15 protein-coding genes are annotated in these 18,546 nt (G+C 61.8%); 11 read left to right on the forward strand and 4 right to left on the reverse strand.

What is annotated here, in order from left to right:
- The first annotated feature begins 96 nt into the window (after positions 1–96).
- Together ACGYLY_RS06215 and ACGYLY_RS06220 are read left to right on the forward strand one after the other, a co-directional pair.
- Positions 97–1,323, forward strand: coding sequence for a cytochrome P450 (locus ACGYLY_RS06215; RefSeq protein WP_395282475.1), 1,227 nt, complete (start codon positions 97–99; stop codon positions 1,321–1,323).
- A gap of 56 nt (positions 1,324–1,379) precedes the next feature.
- Positions 1,380–1,883, forward strand: coding sequence for a hypothetical protein (locus ACGYLY_RS06220; protein ID WP_395282474.1), 504 nt, complete (start codon positions 1,380–1,382; stop codon positions 1,881–1,883).
- A 34-nt stretch (positions 1,884–1,917) separates the two neighbouring features.
- On the opposite strand, the gene ACGYLY_RS06225 is transcribed toward ACGYLY_RS06220, so the two are convergent.
- Positions 1,918–2,514 carry a nitroreductase/quinone reductase family protein gene (locus ACGYLY_RS06225; protein WP_395282473.1) on the reverse strand — a complete coding sequence of 199 codons (597 nt, stop codon included), beginning with the start codon at positions 2,512–2,514 and terminating at the stop codon, positions 1,918–1,920.
- Between the two features lie 135 nt (positions 2,515–2,649).
- Positions 2,650–3,741: an NADH:flavin oxidoreductase/NADH oxidase gene (locus ACGYLY_RS06230; protein ID WP_395284145.1), complete on the reverse strand. Its 1,092-nt coding sequence runs from the start codon at positions 3,739–3,741 to the stop codon at positions 2,650–2,652.
- A 216-nt stretch (positions 3,742–3,957) separates the two neighbouring features.
- On the opposite strand from ACGYLY_RS06230, the gene ACGYLY_RS06235 reads away from it, so the two are divergent.
- Together ACGYLY_RS06235 and ACGYLY_RS06240 are read left to right on the forward strand one after the other, a co-directional pair.
- Positions 3,958–5,388 carry an aldehyde dehydrogenase family protein gene (locus tag ACGYLY_RS06235; protein WP_395282472.1) on the forward strand — a complete coding sequence of 477 codons (1,431 nt, stop codon included), beginning with the start codon at positions 3,958–3,960 and terminating at the stop codon, positions 5,386–5,388.
- A gap of 1,627 nt (positions 5,389–7,015) precedes the next feature.
- Positions 7,016–8,230: a Cdc6/Cdc18 family protein gene (locus ACGYLY_RS06240; RefSeq protein ID WP_231183422.1), complete on the forward strand. Its 1,215-nt coding sequence runs from the start codon at positions 7,016–7,018 to the stop codon at positions 8,228–8,230.
- A gap of 25 nt (positions 8,231–8,255) precedes the next feature.
- Here ACGYLY_RS06240 and ACGYLY_RS06245 read toward each other — a convergent pair whose 3' ends face one another.
- Positions 8,256–9,584 (reverse strand): APC family permease, encoded by a 1,329-nt coding sequence (locus ACGYLY_RS06245; protein ID WP_395282471.1) that lies wholly within the window; start codon positions 9,582–9,584, stop codon positions 8,256–8,258.
- A 269-nt stretch (positions 9,585–9,853) separates the two neighbouring features.
- Here ACGYLY_RS06245 and ACGYLY_RS06250 point away from each other — a divergent pair, with 269 nt between their 5' ends.
- The 5 genes from ACGYLY_RS06250 (at position 9,854) to ACGYLY_RS06270 (ending at position 14,331) form a co-directional block, all read left to right on the forward strand.
- Entirely contained in the window at positions 9,854–10,468 is a 615-nt protein-coding gene (locus tag ACGYLY_RS06250) for a hypothetical protein (RefSeq protein WP_395282470.1), read from the forward strand.
- 74 nt (positions 10,469–10,542) lie between these two features.
- Positions 10,543–11,313, forward strand: coding sequence for a sugar phosphate isomerase/epimerase family protein (locus ACGYLY_RS06255; RefSeq protein WP_395282469.1), 771 nt, complete (start codon positions 10,543–10,545; stop codon positions 11,311–11,313).
- A gap of 67 nt (positions 11,314–11,380) precedes the next feature.
- Entirely contained in the window at positions 11,381–12,337 is a 957-nt protein-coding gene (locus ACGYLY_RS06260) for a carbohydrate kinase (RefSeq protein WP_395284144.1), read from the forward strand.
- A gap of 72 nt (positions 12,338–12,409) precedes the next feature.
- A complete protein-coding gene (locus ACGYLY_RS06265; protein WP_395282468.1) occupies positions 12,410–13,969 on the forward strand; it encodes a uracil-xanthine permease family protein in 1,560 nt (519 codons plus the stop codon).
- 86 nt (positions 13,970–14,055) lie between these two features.
- Positions 14,056–14,331: a hypothetical protein gene (locus tag ACGYLY_RS06270; protein WP_395282467.1), complete on the forward strand. Its 276-nt coding sequence runs from the start codon at positions 14,056–14,058 to the stop codon at positions 14,329–14,331.
- Here the strand turns inward: ACGYLY_RS06270 and ACGYLY_RS06275 are convergent.
- Positions 14,324–14,698, reverse strand: a complete 375-nt coding sequence (locus ACGYLY_RS06275) for a secondary thiamine-phosphate synthase enzyme YjbQ (protein ID WP_395282466.1) — start codon at positions 14,696–14,698, stop codon at positions 14,324–14,326. The genes ACGYLY_RS06270 and ACGYLY_RS06275 overlap by 8 nt on opposite strands.
- Positions 14,699–14,905: 207 nt before the next feature.
- Here ACGYLY_RS06275 and ACGYLY_RS06280 point away from each other — a divergent pair, with 207 nt between their 5' ends.
- Together ACGYLY_RS06280 and ACGYLY_RS06285 are read left to right on the forward strand one after the other, a co-directional pair.
- On the forward strand, positions 14,906–16,117 hold the full coding sequence (locus tag ACGYLY_RS06280; RefSeq protein WP_395282465.1) for an ABC transporter substrate-binding protein: 1,212 nt from the start codon (positions 14,906–14,908) through the stop codon (positions 16,115–16,117).
- Entirely contained in the window at positions 16,117–18,546 is a 2,430-nt protein-coding gene (locus ACGYLY_RS06285) for a methyl-accepting chemotaxis protein (RefSeq protein ID WP_395282464.1), read from the forward strand. Before ACGYLY_RS06280 ends, ACGYLY_RS06285 begins: the two co-directional genes overlap by 1 nt.

Raw genomic sequence — 18,546 nt, forward strand, 5'->3', positions numbered from 1 at the left:
GATTCATGCGTCATTTTGGATCGGTTTTCGATACGAGGGGGATTTCCGATACGAGAGGGAAAACGCTGATGCGTACGCGCCCATCAATTTCTAGGGATGAGTTCCTCCAACCCACAGGGATTGCAGGCGTTTCCCGACGAACTGTCCGAACGAAAAGCGTGGCTGGAACCGTTCGACTGGTACCGGGAGATGCGCGAGCAGGCACCGGTTCGGTACGACCCGGCGCGGGGGGTGTGGGACGTGTTCCGATATGACGACGTGAAGGAGATGTTGGACGACGACGAGCGCTTTTCCGTGAGTCCGCGGAACGCGGACGGATTTCAGGAACCGGAAGGCGAGGAGGCGGGTGTCATGCTCGATACGATGCTCATGCAGGACCCGCCGCGACACGACGAACTCCGAGGTGTCGTAGACGAGGAATTCAGTCCCCGTACGATTCGGGAACTGGAGCCACGTATCCGCGAGTTGACGACGGAGCTGTTGGACGACATCCTCGACAACGGGGGCGAAATCGACCTCGTGGAGGAGTTCGCGTACCCGCTTCCCGTCATCGTCATCGCCGAACTGTTGGGCGTCCCGCCGGAGGACCGCGAGCAGTTCAAGCAGTGGTCGGACGCCATCGTCTCCGCCGCGAGCGAGGACGAGAACACGGAGGAGTTCTACGAACGGCAGGACGAGATGCGCCAGGAGATGGCGTTCTACTTCGTCCAACTGATGGAAGACCGGCGCGAGAACCCGCAAGACGACCTGATTTCGACGCTCGTCACAGCCGAAATCGACGGCGAACCCCTCGACCATCGCGAAATCCTCGGGACGTGCATCCTCCTGCTCGTCGCCGGGAACATCACGACGACGAACCTCATCACGAACGCGATGCGCTGTTTCGACGAGGACGACGCCTTCGAGGAACTGGCTGGAGATGACAGGGCGCTCACCACCGCAATCGAGGAGGTGCTTCGCTACCGCTCGCCCGTGCAGGCGATGACCCGGGTCGCGATGGAGGACGTGACGATACACGGCGAAACCATCGAGGAGGGCGACCGAATCGTCGTCTGGCTCGGCTCCGGAAACCGCGACGAACGGCAGTTCGACGACGCGGACGAGTTCCGCGCCGACCGCACCCCAAATCAGCATTTCGGCTTCGGCTACGGAACCCACTACTGTTTGGGCGCGCCGCTGGCCCGCCTCGAAGCCAAAGTCGCGCTCTCGGAACTCCTCTCGCGCGTGTCGAACGTAACGATTCCCGAGACGACGCTCGAACCGACGCGGAGTTCGTTCATCTACGGCGTCGATTCGCTCCCGATTCGGTTCGACCGCGAGTGAGACGGGGCCTCTTCGGGGCTACAGAGCTTATTCTCGTGCGACGCGTCTCTAGCTGTATGAGCCTCGATGTAGCCATTCCCGCCGCGCCGACGATCTACGAGGAGACGCGGGACGACCAGTACGAATCCGATGTCGACAAGCGGGCCGACTTACAGACCTATTTAGACGGCGTGGAGAACGCGTGGGAGGAGGGGTTCGAGACGTGGGCGGACGAAACCGCACTCTCGGACGACGCGTATCGCGTCGCCCTCGACCTCGGGCTCATCGAGGAGTTCGATTTCTATTGGAATCCGGAGATGGAGGAAGTCGAATACGAAGCGCCGGAGGTTCCCGACGACTGGGGGGAGCGTCGCCGCTACGCGGACCTCGACTCGTGGTCCACCGTCTCGGCCATCAACGAGGAGATGGACGACCTCGGAGAGACGGTGGCGGGGATCCTCGACGACTACTACGTCGAATGGGGGACCGAACGCGACGTCGTGGAGACGTTCGGCGACCAGTACAACGGGCGGGACGACGAGATACCCGAGAACATCCGGGAGGATAGCCGCTACGAGTGATCGAGGGGCGATCGAAGGATTCGAGGAAGTCGAACTACGACGGCATCTCGGTGCCGAAGCGGTTCGAGAACTCCTCTTCTTTGATGTGGAGCGTCTGAAACACCGGTTCGAGGTCGTCGACCGAGAACCGAACGACGACGAGTTCGTCCGCGACCGTTTCGAGTTCCTCGACGGACGGCGGGTCCTCGCCCTCGACGTTCAATCCGAGCCACCGCGCCCGTTCGACGCCGTAGCGGACGAGGGAACTTCGCACGAACTCCGCGATTTCGCGCGCGTTCGTCGTGGCGAGCCCGGTCGTTTTTCTGCGAACGCCTCGCAGCCAGACGGTCGCCGGATGTTCCTCGCGGAAGTTCTTCCACCAGTTGCTGTGATGACGGAGCGTGGTGGCGACGAGGACGTCCTCGCGCCGGTCGTAAGCGACGGGTGTCGCGTATCGCGTTCCCGACCGGCGCCCGACGTAGGAAAGGAGCATGAGTCGGTTGCTCACGAGCCAGTGGAGCTTCGAGCGCAGGAGCCGCCGCAGGACGGGGTTGGCCACGTACTTCTCGGCGATGAAAAACGGTGCCGGCATGGTCCTGATTTCGATCGACGACCCGCGGCCGTCCCGGTCGGTCGCATCGTCAGTCGGCATGGTCGTTTTCCCTCCCTCCTCGGACGCCGTGCGTGCGACTGAGTGCCATACTGATAGATGGACAAGAAACGGCATAAATGGACCGTCAGACGGAGATGTCGATGGACAGTCAGACGGAGGTGTCGAAGCCCTATGTCACTGGACCGCGCGGCGATACTGTATCGGCCACTCGACGCGCTCTTCCGCGTCGAGTTCCGCGGCGGCGTGGAGCGTGAAGTAGGGGTCGCGGAGGTGTTCGCGGCCGATGATCGCGAGGTCGGCGCGTCCGTTGCGGATGAGCGCGTCGGCCTGCGCGGGTTCCGTGATGCCGCCGACCGCGCCGACACGCGCGTCGGTCTCCTCGCGGATTCGCTCCGCGAACGGGACTTGGTAGTTCGGTCCCGGGTTCGGAATCCGCTGGTCGGGGTGAAGTCCACCGGCGCTCACGTCGATGAGGTCGGCACCGGCGTCGGCGAGTTGGTCGGCGAGAAGCACCGAATTGTCGACGGTCCATGACTCGCGGTCGGGAAGCCAATCGGTGGCGGAGATGCGAACGAAGACCGGTTTGTCGTCGGGCCACACCTCGCGGACCGCCTCGGTTACTTCTCGAACGATTCGGGTTCGGTTCTCCAGACTGCCGCCGTACTCGTCCTCGCGGTCGTTCGTTACGGGGGAGAGGAATTCGTGGAGGAGATAGCCGTGTGCGGCGTGGACTTCGGCGATTTCGAACCCGGCGTCGAGCGAGCGTTCGGCCGCCGCCGCGAAGTCGTCAACTAACGCGGCGATGTCGTCTTTGGTCATCTCGCGGAGTTCGGGCGGCGTTTCGTCGTAGGGCCACGGGTTCGCGCTCGGGGCAATGACCTCCCATCCGCGTTCGTCGGGTTGGAGCGGTCGGTTGCCGTCCCACGGGCTGGTCTTGCTGGCCTTTCGACCCGCGTGGGCGAGTTGAATCGCGGGGAGCGCGCCGCGGTCCCTGATGAACTGGGTAATCGGAGCGAGCGCGTCCGCGTGTTCGTCGCTCCAGATGCCGAGGTCGTCAGGTGAGATACGGCCTCGCGGTTCGACGGCGGTCGCTTCGGCCATCACGATGCCAGCGCCGCCGGTGGCACGGCTTCCGAGGTGAACCCGATGCCACTCGGTTGCTACTCCGTCGCCGTCACAGGAGTACTGGCACATCGGCGAGACCATCACGCGGTTCCGCGCCGTCGACTCCCGAAACGAGATACTACTGAACAGGTCGTCGGTCATCGTCCTTCGTTGGGATTCGACGCCAAAAACAGCTACAAACGCCGCCGGATTTGCCGATTCTTTCGGACGGACGATATCCGATCGGTTTGATACCATGTCCCGCGGTAACGGCGATCATTGCCAATACTGTTCGGCTCAGATCGTGGTAAAAGCCAACATATGTCATTAATCCGGTTGTGAGTAAATAATTTACCTACTGAGTCCCAAGGTAGAACCATGTCACAGAAACCGATCCATCGACGGGAACAACTCTACATCGATGGCGAATGGCTAGACACCGACGGCACGCTCGACGTGACCGACCTCGCCGACGGTGGCGTCTTCGCCGAAGTCGCCGCCGCGGATGCCGAACAGGCGGACAACGCACTCGCTGCGACGGAGCGAGCGGAGTCAGCCATGCGCGAGACGACCATCCCCCAGCGCGCCCAATGGATGGAAGACATCGCGGACGGACTCCTCGAACGCAAAGAGGAGTTGGCCGAGGTTATCGTTCGGGAGGCCGGAAAGCCGATTTCGAGCGCGCGCGGCGAAGTCGAAAGCGCGTCCGAGCGGTTCCGCCGCGCGGCCGAGGAGGCCCACGAACTGCAGGGCGAGTTCCGCCAAGGGACGACGAGCGGCCACGAGGGATGGGAGGCCATCCTCAAGCCCGAACCCGTGGGAACCATTCTGGCGATTACGCCGTACAACTACCCCCTCGCGACGACCGCGCTGGAGGTCGCTCCGGCGCTCGCGGCGGGTAACTGCGTCATCCTCAAACCGGCCAGCAAGACGCCGGTGAGTGCGGCTATCCTCGCCGAGGTGATTTCCGAGGTCGGACTCCCGAAAGGGGCGTTCAACTTCACGCCGGGTCACGGCAGCGAAATCGGGGACCTGCTCGTCGGCGACGACCGCATCAACATGATAACCATGACCGGCAGCAGCGCGGCCGGGAAACACGTCGCGCACAAGAGCGGCATGGTCAACCTGCACATGGAACTCGGCGGCAACGCGCCCGCCGTCATCTTCCCGGACGCGGACCTCTCGGAGGTCGCCGGTGCCTGCACGAAAGGCTCGTTCAAATACGCCGGTCAGCGATGTTCCGCCGTCAGCAGGGTACTCGCCCACGAGAGCGTCCACGACGAAGTCGTCGACCGAATCGACGCCGCCATGGACGACTGGACCGTCGGCGACCTCTTCGACGAGGACACGCAGATGGGTCCCCTCATCAGTGAAGACCAAGCCGAATGGGTCGAGGAACTCGTCGAGGACGCGGTGGAGAAGGGTGCCGACTTGGTTCGCGGCGGCGACCGCGACGGGCAGTTCTTCGAACCGACGCTGTTGGCGAACGTCCCGCACGACGCCCGAATCATTCACGAGGAACAGTTCGGCCCTGTCGCGGCGGTGACGGCCTTCGAAACCGAGGAGGAAGCCCTCGAAATCTCGAACGGCGGCGATTTGGCGCTCGACGCCGCCGTCTTCACGGACGATTACGACCGTGCGCGCCGGATGGCCGACAAACTCGACGCCGGCGCGGTTCGCATCAACGGCGCGCCGAGTCACGGACTGGGAGACATCCCGTTCGGCGGCAACAAAGGCTCGGGAATCGGTCGGCAGGGTCTCCACCTGACCATCGAGGAGATGGTTCGGCAGAAGAGCATCATCCTTTAAGTCGAACTCTTTCCAACTTTTGTCGTCCGATTCGTCAGCAATGCATTCGTTCAGGTTGACTTTTCATCGCTCCGTCATAGATTCCGTCTCTTGGTTTCCGTTTCGTGGTTTTCGTCTCGTGGTTTTCGTCTCGTGATCTCTGTCTCGTGGTTTCCGTCTCGTGATTCCTGTCACACGGTTCCATACCAACGTACCCCGTCGTTCCTCTGTGTCTGACGGGCCGGACGGTCGAGAAGTGGCCTGCGGTTTCGCCGAGTCGTGATCGGTACGAACTCCTTTTTCACGCTACGATGCCGGTTTATTACGTGCTTGGGATTTTCGGGACAGGGACCCGTTCTTCGTTCGAACCCCGCCGTTCCGCTGTCTTTCAGTACGTCGGATCCGCGGCGTTGACCCACCACCGTCGTTCCGCTGTTTCTTGTGCTTTTCGAGAAAAAACCGATTTTATGGTGGAACGTACATCTTCGAGAAAAGACGTCGATATCTTTGAACGACGAAGGACGACCCGCCGAATTCATGACCGAAGAGTGGTCGCGAGCGACCACAACCGAGTGGTAGAGTTCTGCCGGTCATGAAACGATGTCGATCGTGAAACCCGTCACTCACGAGACCCCGCCGTTCCGCTGTTCGCATTGGTCGGCAGATTCCTCGCAGGGGACGTGCGTGCCGCCGGAGCGGTCAAACCACCCCATCGTTCCGCTGTTTTTGGTATTCCCGCGGGTAATCAAGTAGGATAAAAACTTTTGAAAGGTGGTGAGTTTGTTTCAGTACCCCGTCGTTCCTCTGTTATTATGATAGCCGTCGTTCGTTATACTCCGTCGAAAGGAATCCACGAATGAATGCGGAATGCCGGTCGGTGTGAGATATCGGTCGGTGTGAGATATCGGTCAGTATGGAATGCCGGTCGGTCCGCTCGGGAGCCGTTGTCCGAATACTCCACGTGGCTCACACGGGGTGAATGCACGCTTCGTCCCACGCCACTGATTGACATAGGACATACACCGCCGTTCCGCTGTCTTTTGTTCGAAATGGCTCGCTCGCTCCGCGCATTACCGACTCGAACGGTAGTTCTTCCCCGCCTTACCGTTCCCCTGTTCTCTATAGTCGTGTGGAGTCGGATGGCGTGGTGGTGTTTCCGTTGTTTCCGATGTCGAGTTTGATTTATGATGACCCCCACCCCTCTGTTCCGCTGTATCCGCGCTCGAAGGTCAGTGGTAGAAAACACGACCGGTTGGAAAGTCGAACGGTGGGGAATAATACGGCGACTATTTCGTCGAAATAGTCTTTTTTGACTGGTTTGCGGATATTGTTGTGATGGCCGTCTCTTGAACGTTTCCTTTCTAGAAATCGCTTCCACCCCCCACCCACCCATTTCCCACCAACTCAGCGGAATCGAGGGGTGGGGGTGGTATTTAAATAATCGAGACAGAAGAAACAGAGGAATCAGAGGAACGTCCGGTATCGCCGCCCAGATCGTGACTCCCGGTCGGTTCAAATTCGCAGTTACGGCGTGAAACCGACGGTCTCGAACACTCTTGCGGGATACCCCCGATACAGATGAAACTCAGGAATCACAGGAACGGGTGGTTCGGAAGCGTTATGGTACTCCTCCGTTTGCGAAAAAACAATGGGTACATTCGAGTTCGTTCGCGAACATTCTCCGTACAAAAATCGCGAGGCGCTGCTGGACGATTATACGCCCGATACGCTGGTGGGCCGTGATTCCGAGTTGGAGGAGTACCACGGGGCGCTTCAACCCGCGATTTACGGCGAACAACCGGACAACATCTTTCTCTACGGGAAGGCCGGTGTGGGGAAAACCGCCGCGACGCGATTTCTGCTCGACAAGTTGGAGAACAACGCCGACGACTACGACGACCTCGACATCTTCACCGAACTGGTCAACTGCGACGGCCTCAACTCCAGTTACCGCGTGGCGAGCCATCTGGTGAACACGCTCCGTGACCCCGCCAACCGCATCAGCGAAACCGGCTATTCGCGCTCGCAGGTGTACGAGTTGATGTGGGACGAACTTGACAGCCACGGCGGCATCATCCTCCTCGTACTGGACGAAATCGACCACCTCAAGGACGACAGCATCCTGTATCAACTTTCGCGCGCACGCGAGAACGGCAACTTGACGGAAGCCAGAATCGGCCTCATCGGTATCAGCAACGACCTCACCTTTCGCGACGGTCTCTCGCCCAAAGTTCGTTCCTCCCTCTGTGAACGGTCCATCTCCTTTTCGACCTACGACGCCAACGAACTCCGCGCCGTCCTCGACCAGCGGCGGGAAGTCGCGTTCAAAAACGACGTGCTGACCGAGGACGTGATCCCCCTCTGTGCCGCGTTCGGCGCGCAGGAATCAGGCGACGCGCGCAAAGCCCTCGACTTGCTCCTCAAGGCGGGGGACCTCGCACGCGAGGAGAACGCGGAACGGGTGTCCGAAGAGCACGTCCGCCGGGGCCGAGACCTCCTCGAACGCGAGCAGGTGGCCCGCGGCATCGCGGACCTGAACGACCACGAGCGACTGGTCGTCTACGCCCTCGCGACGCTCGAAGCGGAGGGCGAGACGCCCGCCCGGTCGCGCGAAATTTACTCCCGATACAAGGCGCTCTCGGTGACGGCCCAGCGCGAAGCCCTGACCGCCCGATGGCTTCGGGAACATCTGGACGACCTCGCCATGCTCGGCATCCTTTCCGTGTCCGAGATAAACGAGGGGTCCGCCGGTGGAAAGTATCGGGAGTACGCGCTCCAACAGGACCTCGCCGTGGTTCTCGACGCGCTCGAAGAGACGCTCGAAGCCATGGGGGTTCACACGAGCGTCAAGGGCTACGTCTGAGTTCGCGTTCGACGGATACGACCTCTCACACGATGTCTTCGAGTTCCGATTCCATCGAAGACACCCCGTTCTCTATCGATTTTCGTTCGAAGTAGAGCACCTCGGCGGCGACGACGGCGACTGTGATGCTAGCGACCGTCCAGAAAACCGGGTTTTCGCTCGTGTAGAGATGCCAGAGGAGTGCCGCGATGGTCGCTATTGCGCCGACCGTTCCGACCGCGGGGACGACGCTCGTTTTCACGTCGTCGCCGCTCCGGTTTCTGAACGCCAAATAGCTCGCGGCGCCGAAGATGGTGATGAACGCGAGCGAGGCGAACGAGGAGATCCCGTCCAAACTTCCGAGAACGGTGAACGCCGCCGTCAGGGTACCGAGGATCACCAACGCACGAACGGGTTCGCCGTCGCCTTTGCCGCCCACCTGTGTTGGGAGGTAGTCCTCGGACACCATCTTGTTCAGCAGTCGGGAGGAACTGAACAGCGTCGCGTTGATCGCGCTTCCCGTCGAGAACAGCGCGGCTATCGAGATGAGGACGAATCCGGCCTGACCGAGGAACGGTTTCGCCGCGACGGCCAGCGCGGTTTCCGCGTTCTGCTGGATGACCTGTGGCGAGACGAGGTCAGTCGTCACGACAGCGACGATGATGTACAGGCCGGTGACGCCGACGATCGAGATGTATATCGCCTTTCGTATCGTTTCGGCGGGATTTTTGATGCTGTTGCGGTCGAACAACAGGAGTTCCCAGCCTTCGAACGCGACGAACGAGAGCGCCGCCGCGATGACGGGACCGACGCCGAACTGGGCCAATCCGGAGCGGAGTTTTCCGTTTTTGAAGCCGTAGTAGATGCCGCCGAAACCGAACACGAGGAGAATGGCGACCTTCAACCCGACGAGCACGTCTTCGGTTCGGCCCGACGCGTGTGCGCCGAGGACGTTGAGACCGACGAACAGGACGATGACGAGCGCCGAGATGAACGGACGGGCGGGAACGCCGCCGACCGTCCTGACGCCGAGGAGTTCGGTGAAGTAGCCGCCGAACGCGAATGCGTACATCGCCATCGTTCCGATGTACCCGACGACGAACGTCCACCCGGTCATTCCCGCCAATTTCGTACTCCCGGTGAATCGCTCAATGTAGGTGAGCGGTCCATCGTCGTCATCCTTCGAGAGGTCTCCGAGCCGGATGAACGAGTACCCCGCTGCCAGTGCGATGATCCCCGCGACGATGAACGCGAGCCACGCGAGCGTGTCCGCAGCGGACGCGACGACGCCCAGAACGGCGAAAATACCGCCGCCGACCATCCCACCGACCGCCATCGATATCGACTCGGTCAACCCGATCTTTTCGGACGCCATATATTACCCATCGTATTCCACTGTCTCAATAGTACCGCCCGAGTATCAGAACGCATACGATATCGACGACCCGCGAGTCGGTCCGATAAACGTACGGAACGGGTGGTTCCCGAAACGAGGGAACGACCGGGTAACGAGCGCCTTCCCGGTTGGAAATCGAGTTGTCTGGGTTACTACCGAACGGAGGCGATTCATTCCCGGCCTTCGTGCCGTTCGAGATGTAAACGATAGCCGTCGTTTATCCGCCTCCTCGGCAAGGCTTTCGTGGCATGAGAGACGACCAAAAGACGCAGTCGCGACGACGGTTTCTGACGGTCGCTGGCGGAACGCTCGTCGGCATGACGGCCATCGGGTCCGCCCGGCAGAACGGATCGCAGTCCGAATCGTTCCAACTCGGCGGGCGCGTGCAGGGCTGGCAAGGGCAAGCGCCGAACTCCATCGAGGGGAAGAAGAACCCCACGCTCTCGCTACAGACCGGACAGGCGTATCAGGTGACGTGGAAGAACCTCGACGGGCAACCGCACGACTTCGCCCTCCAAAACTCGGACGGAAAGAACCTGAAGGTCATCTACCCGAACGTTCAGACGAACACGAACGGCGGCGGAAACATGGGCGGCGGAAACGGTGGCGGCAACACGAGTCCACCCAATAACGCCATCGCGAAGACGAAAATCGTCAGCAAGAAGGGCGCGACCCAGACGCTCCGGTTCGTCGCCACGGAGGACGTCGAACATTACATCTGTACGGTCCATCCGACGACGATGAAAGGGAAGGTGGAGACGAGCGGCAAAGGAGGGTCCAACGGTGGAAATGGTGACCACATGGGCGGAAACGGTAACCACAGTGGGGACAACGGTGACCACGGTGGAAACGACGGTAACTGACCGCAAGTAGCGACCTCCTCGTTTTCCGCGGAAGCGGCAACTAGAACTAACCGACGGCCGGTCCAACTGGAGGTATGAACGCGAAGACGGGGTTCGTCACGCAGGTGGGAATGGAGTACGAGAAAGCGTTCGAGGTGGCGGGGGACCTCGGGTTCGACTACGTGGAGTTGATGATGGACGGCGCGAACGAGCGCACCCGCGTTGACCCCGACGCGGTACGAGCACGAGCGGAGGAGTGTGACGTCTCCCTCGCGGTCCACCTGCCGTTCGCGCTGGACATCGGATCCCCGTTCGAACACGTCCGCGAAGGGTCGGTTCGGGAAGTACAGGCCGCAATCGAGACGGCGCGTTCGTTCGGCGCGACGAAGGGCGTCGTGCACGCGAGCTCGAACGCGTGGAAACCGGCATGCGACGAGGAGAAAATCCGGGACAACATCGTCGAATCGGTGACGACGCTCGACGAGTTCGCCGACGAACGCGGGTTCGAACTCTGCGTCGAGAACATCCCGGACGGGTGGCTTTCGACCCGAAAATTCGACCGCCTGTCCGCGGAAACGGACGCGTCGATGACGCTCGATACGGGTCACGCACGAATCGACGGATTTGACTCCGACGACATCGCCGCGTTCGTCGGGCGACACGGCGATCGAATCTCCCACTTCCACCTGAACGACACCCGCGGACCGTCGGACGAACATCTCCCGTTCGGCGCGGGAACCCTCGATTTCCGGACCATCTTCGAAGCGCTCCCCGACGACTGGGAGGGGACGCTCTCGCTCGAAGTGTTCACCCTCGATTACGGCTACATCGAGACGAGCAAGGCGTATCTTGACGAACTGCTGTGACTCGGTAGTGTCCTGGGACCGAATCGCGGAGGCAAATCCTTTCCTGCTCGCCCTCCCACGGGAAATCATGACGCAATCGACACCGCGGATTCTCGTTTCGGGCGAGACGCTGATAGATTTCCTGCCGGAGCGACCCGGGCCGCTCTCGGAGGTGCCGACGTTCGAGCGCCGTCCCGGCGGCGCGCCCGCGAACGTCGCCGTGGCGCTCTCCCGGCTAAACGAGACGCCGTGGTTCTGGACGCGAATCGCGCGCGACCCGTTCGGCGATTTCCTCGCTGAGACGCTCGATGCCGATTTGCCGGACCGATTCGTCGAGCGCGACGCGGACGCGAAGACGACGCTGGCGTTCGTGACCCACGACGAGGCGAACGACCGGGCGTTCACCTTCTACCGCGACGGGACGGCGGACACGCGACTGGAACCCGGCGGCGTCCCGGACGAGGCGCTCGCCGAACTCGAATGGGTGTACGTCGGCGGCGTGATGCTGGCGAGCGACCCGGCGCGAACCGCGACGTTCGACCTCGTGGAACGCGCCCGCGCGGCGGACTGCTCCGTCGTCTTCGACCCGAACGCGCGACCGGAACTCTGGCCGGAGGACGGGTTCGCGGAGGCGGTGGACGAGATGTTCGGACTCGTCGACGTGGTGAAAGCGACGCCCGAGGACCTCGAAATGGCCGGGTTCGACGATAATGAGACGACGCGACTCGCGGCGAGCGTCTGCGAGGCCGGTCCGCACACCTGCTTGCTGACGATGGGAGGAGACGGCGCGTACGCATACGCGACGGACGAGGCCCCGTGGAACGCGGGTTCGGCGAATCATTCCGGGTACGACGTGTCCGTCGTAGATACGACCGGCGCGGGCGATGCCTTCACCGCGGGTGCGTTGGCGGCGTTGGCCGACGGGAAGTCCCTGGACTCCGTCCTCGGGTTCGCCAACGCCGTTGCCGCCCTGACGACGACCGAACCGGGTGCGATGACGGCGCTCCCCGACCGAGATGCGGTCGACGAATTACGAGATACGTAACTTCGACTTCGGGATTCGTAACGTCACTTTTAAGCCTCTCACGTGGAATCGAAGAACAGAGAATCATCGAGAATGAGTGAGAGCACAGGCAGTACGGACGGGGACGCGGCGCTGGAGGAGGCGTCGTTCGTGGAGTACGGTATCGAAGACAAACCACCGGTCGGTGAATCGGTCCTATTGGGCTTTCAGCACTACCTGACGATGATCGGCGCGAACATCGCGGTGCCGTTGGCGTTGGCGGGCGCGATGAAGATGCCGCCGGCGCAGACGGCCCAGTTCATCGGGACGTTTTTCGTCGTCTCCGGGGTCGCGACGCTGGCACAGACGACGTTCGGCAACCGCTACCCCATCGTACAGGGCGCGACGTTCTCGATGCTCGCGCCCGCGCTGGCAATCATCGGGGTCATCGGTGCCGGGTGGCGCGTGACCTTGCTCGAACTGCAAGGCGCGGTCATCGCGGCCAGCGCCGTCGAGGTGTTGGTCGGCTATCTCGGGTTGATGGGGAGGCTGAAAAAGCACCTCTCGCCCGTCGTCATCGCGCCGACCATCGCGCTCATCGGCCTCTCGCTGTTCAGCGTTCCACAGATAACGGCCGCCGATCAGAACTGGTGGCTCGTCGGTCTCACGCTCGGTCTCATCGTCCTCTTCTCGCAGTACCTCGACAACCATCGCGCCTTCCGCCTCTTTCCGGTTCTCCTCGGCGTCGTGACGGCGTGGGCCATCGCGTTCGTGCTGTCCTACGCCGGTTTCTACACGCCCGCGAATCCCGGCTACGTCGATTACATGAGCGTCGTCAACGCGAACCTCTTCCAACCCGTCATGCCGCTCCAGTGGGGAATGCCGCGGTTCACGCTTCCGTACATCATCGGCATGTTTGCGGGCGTCGTCGCCTCGATGATAGAGAGTTTCGGCGACTATCACGCGGTGGCGCGCCTCTCCGGCGTCGGTGCCCCGAGCAGAAAGCGCATCGACCACGGCATCGGAATGGAGGGCCTCGCCAGCGTCTTCGCCGGACTCATGGGAACCGGCAACGGTTCCACCTCCTACTCCGAGAACATCGGAGCCATCGGCCTGACCGGCGTCGCCTCGCGCTACGTCGTCCAAATCGGCGCGGTGGTCATGCTCGTCGTCGGGTTCGTCGGCTACTTCGGCCAACTCGTGGCGACGATTCCGAGCCCCATCGTCGGCGGCCTGTTCATCGCCATGTTCGGCCAAATCGCCGCCGTCGGCCTGTCGAACCTGAAGTACGTGGACTTGGACTCCTCGCGCAACCTGTTCATCGTCGGCCTCGCCACGTTCTCCGGCCTCGCCATTCCGGCGTACATCGGAAATCTCGGTGCCGGTGTGGAGCAAAGCGGTGCCGAACTGTTCCAACAGGGAATGCACAGCGTGGCCGTCGTCGGCCCGGTTCTCGGCTCCGACATCGTCTCGAACACGCTGTACGTCGTCCTCGGAACCGGGATGGCCGTCGGCGGCCTCGTGGCGTTCGTCCTCGACAATACCATCGAGGGAACCCGTGAGGAACGAGGCCTCGAAGCGTGGGAGACGATCACGGAGGATGAAGGCGACTTCCAGAGCGCCCTCGAACGCTTCGGGTCGGAGAACCGTCCGGACCCCACGAAGGCGGACTAACTCGAAAGTACACGAAAAACTGCCCACAACCTTTTGTTCCCCGCCGTCGTGAAGAACGATAGCACATCGCATGTGTTGATTCCCCCATGACGACGAATGAATCGGAGTCCACGACGGAATCGTCCCCTCACGAAGCGTCTTACCAATCGGAAGTGGAACGGCTCCGTGAGGAACTCGAAGAAACCAGGGAGCGACTGCAAACGGTCGAGAAGAACCTCAAGTGGATGGCCCAGCATCAGGCCGTCGAAACCGGAAAGAGCGTCTGTCCGGACTGCAACTCGAACGGGTCGCTCGGCGTCGAACGAACCGCCACCGGAAAGAAGAAGGTCGAATGTTCCAACTGCGGTGCGCGCCTCATCTGACCACGACTCGGCGCGTTCGTGGCCCGTCGCAGTCCACGAAGAGGACTGACTGCCACGTCCCGAGCGCCAATTCGCCGTCCTCGACGGGAACGGTGACGTGTTCCCCGAGAATCATCGCACGGAGATGCGCGTCGGCGTTGCCATCTAGTTGGTCGTGTCCGTAGTCGTCCCCCCGCGGAACGAGGCGCGACAGGAGGGTTTTGAAGTCCGAGCGCAGCAGGCGTTCGTTTTCGTTGACGACGACCCCGGCCGTCGTGTGGGGAACGAAGACGGTGCACGTGTCGGCGGAGTCGGAAACGGCTTCGCTCACCGTGTCCGTTATATCCACGATAGCAACGCGATTCGAGGTTTCCACTTCGAACTCCATGGTCCCGCTTCGACGGCAGAGAACTAAGTTCCCCGTGGAACATAACCGGAATATAATTGCGAGGAGCGGATTGTTTACGTGAATTCCTACAGGTGTGCGTCAATATTTTGTCCCAATTATCAGAGTTGGTGCGTGGACCGAAACTCCTATGCGTGTTTTCACTATCCACAATAACATATGAACGATTACCTATCTAGGAGAGGATATATGTGTCTCTCCGGTGGTTCTCTCGCCGCAACCAGTGCCATCGCGGGATGTCTCGGTGGGGAAATCGAGACGAAACCGATTCACATCGGTGCCCTCCTGCCGCTTTCGGCGTCCGGCTTCCTCAAAACGGTGGCGGACCACCATCAGCGCGCCATCGAGCAAGCAATCACGGACATCAACGACGCCGGGGGTCCGCTCGGCCGCGAACTGGAACTCACGGTGGAGGACACCGCGCTCGACCCGGAGGTGGCGAAGAGGGCGTTCGCCTCCCTCGTCGATTCGGGCGTCGTCGGCCTCGTCGGCCCGGTGGTCACGGACATCTCGATGGCGATTACGGACGGACTCGCCAAACGAGAGGTCATCGGGGTGAGTCCATCGAGCACGCACCCGGCACTCGCGTCGGCGGGAATGAAAGACGGGACGAAGTACTTCGCTCGGACTGCCGCAAACGACATTCAGCAAGCGCTCGTGATGGCGAAGATACTCAACATCGACCGATACGTGGGGGCCAAAACCGTCGCCATCGTCCACGTGGACAACAGTTTCGGCGCGGGATTGGCGGAGATAATCGACGAAAACGCCATCGGAACGACTGTCGAAACCATCCCGTTTCCGACCGGACGGGAGACGTACTCCGGGCGCGTAAACCGGGTGGTACAGTCCGATCCGGACGCGGTGGCGTTCGTGACCGAACCCGGAAACGCGAAAATCCTCGAACGACTCGCGAAGAGTTCGTACGACGGCGACTTCGTGTTGAGCGAAGGCGTCATTCCGGCCGAGATCCCCTCGCATATGGATGGAATGTACAGCGCCTCGGTGGCGGTCGAACAAACCACGGGTGCCATCGAACTCCGACAGAAACTGGACGATATCACGCCGCTCGCACCGTACACCCAGCACGCCTACGACGCGATGTTTCTGCTGGGACTCGCGATACAACAGGCAGGTAACGCGACCGGGACCACCATCAGCGAGAACCTCGTCTCCGTTTCTGGCGGGACGGGTCAGACGATTTCAGTCGGCGAGTTCGCACGCGCGAAGACGATTCTCGACGCTGACCGTACGATGAACTATCAGGGCGCATCGAGTTCGGTCGATTTGAGCGAGAACCTCGAACCCCTCAACGCGTACATCATCGAACGTGTCGACGGCGGCGGGATGACCCAACTGGAACTGCTTCGTGCGTCCTTCTTCCGAGGGGTGGTGGCGTAATGACCGACGGAAGTGCCTCCGTGCGTTCGCGGGTCAGCGCACGTCTCGCGCGGTTCGTTCCGAGTAGAATCAGACGGAGCTACGCGGCGAAATTCGGCACCGTGTTGCTCGCCATCCTCGTCCTCATCGGCGGTGTCGGGGCGTTCATCCACTTCGACACGAAGCAACTCGTCGAACGGAACACGAGCGAGGAGTTACAAAGCGCCGCGAACATCGAAGCGGAATCCCTCCACGAGTGGGTGAACCAGAAGCGATCGACGACGCAGTTCCTCTCCTCGTCGCTCGAAGGAAACGAGTCGAACGCCGAACGGCAGGCGTTCCTTGAACGTCAGTTGATCAACATGCCGAACGACGTGCAGGCGATCCATTACGTGGACCGACGAAGCGGAATCGTCCTCGCAAGCACGTCCGATTCGGTGGTCGGCGGGGCACCGGCCGGCGCGGCGTGGGAGAACGATTCGCTCTCGCTCTCGTCCGGCAGGGTTACGATAACGTCGCCGTACGAAACGAACGGCGTCCCCGTCGCCGCGTTCGTCACGCCGACCGAGGACGACCATCTGGTCGTCGTTACGGCGTCCCTCGCCGAACATTCCCACGTCCTTTCGTCGCCGACCACGACCGGTGACGTCACGGTTATCGACGGCGACGGAACCGTCGTCCTCGACAACCGAAACGTCGGACTGATGAGCACCTACTCGAACGGCGTGGGAACGACCGTCGAACGCGTACTGTCCGGCGAGAGCGATGTCAAACAAGTGTCCGGGGCGAACGGGACGACGATGATGGCCTACACCCCGGTCGTCGGTACGGACTGGGTGTTGCTGTACAACGTTCCCCACGAGACTGCGTTCGCGCTGCAGACGAACGTCACGAAGAACATCGGAATTCTCGTGTTGATGGCGGTTCTCGCGCTCGCGGCCGTCGGCCTGACCATCGGTCGCGGAACCGCGAAATCCCTTTCCTCGGTTTCCGGCACGGCCGACCGAATCGCGGCCGGTGAACTCGACATCGAACTGCCGGAAACGGGTCGGCAGGACGAGATGGGCGAACTATACGGCTCGTTCGAGTCCATGCACGGATACCTGAACACGGTTGCCGACCAAGCCGACGCCCTCGCGCGACAGGAGTTCGACGCACCGGTGTTCGACGAATCCGTTCCGGGGTCGTTCGGTCAGGCCCTCGAACAGATGCGCGACGACCTTCAGGTGATGGTCGAAGACGTCCAACAGGCCCGCGCCGAAGCGGAGGAGGCACAGGCGGACGCCGAAATGGCACAAGACGAGGCGGAAGCGGCGCAGGCGGAAGCGGAGGAACTCAACGCGGCGTTGGAGCGGAAGGCCGCGGAGTTCAGCGTCGTGATGGAGGAAGCGGCGGACGGCGACCTCACCCGGCGCATGGCGACCGATAGCCCGACGGAATCAATGACGGAAATCGCGCGCGGATTCAACGAGATGATCGCCGAACTCGAAGCGACGATACGCGACGTGAACGAGTTCGCGGAGCACGTCGCGGCCGCGAGTCAGGAAGTCACCGCGAGTACCGCCGAAATCGAGCGGGCGAGCGAGCAAGTGACCGAATCGACGCAGGTGATGTCGTCCGGGACGGTGGAACAGTCCGAACGCCTCGAAGAGACCGCCGGGGAGATGAGCGAACTCTCGGCGACCATCGAGGAAGTCGCCGCCGCCGCGGACCAAGTTGCGGATGCGGCCCACGACACGGAAGCACTCGGACAGGACGGCCGGGAGGCGGCGTCGGACGCCATCGAGAAGATGGACGCCATCGAATCGGGGACGGACGAGACGGTCGAACAGGTGACGGACTTGGCCGACGAAATCGACCGCATCGGCGACGTCGTCGAACTCATCCGTTCAATCGCGGACCAAACGAACATGCTCGCGCTGAATGCGAGCATCGAGGCGGCCAGTGCGGACGGGTCCACGGAAGGGTTCGAAGTCGTCGCGGACGAGGTCAAGGAACTGGCGAACGAGACGAAGGAAGCGGTGGTCGACATCGAGCGTCGCATCGACACGGTGAAAGGACAGGCAGACGTGACCGTCTCGGACGTTCGGGAGACACACGAAGCGGTCATCGAGGGGTCCGAAACGGTGCGCGACGCACAGGAATCGCTCCAAGCCATCGTTTCGAACGTCGAGGAGACGACGAGCGGTATCGAGGGGATAAACGACGTGACCGCGGAGCAGGCGACCACGACGGAGGAAGTCGTCGCCGCGGTGGACGAGGTGAGTAGAATTAGCGACGAGACGGCCGAGGAGGCCGAAGACGTGGCCGCTGCGGCCGAAGAACAGACAGCCTCGGTCAGCGAAGTCGCCCGGAGCGCCGATGCGCTCGCCGAACAGGCCGAATCGCTGGCCGCCACCGTGGACGATTTCACGGTCAGCCATCGCGACGGTTCGAAGGACGGACGCTGA

This window comes from Haladaptatus sp. CMAA 1909, assembly GCF_043952005.1.
GTDB lineage: Archaea > Halobacteriota > Halobacteria > Halobacteriales > Haladaptataceae > Haladaptatus.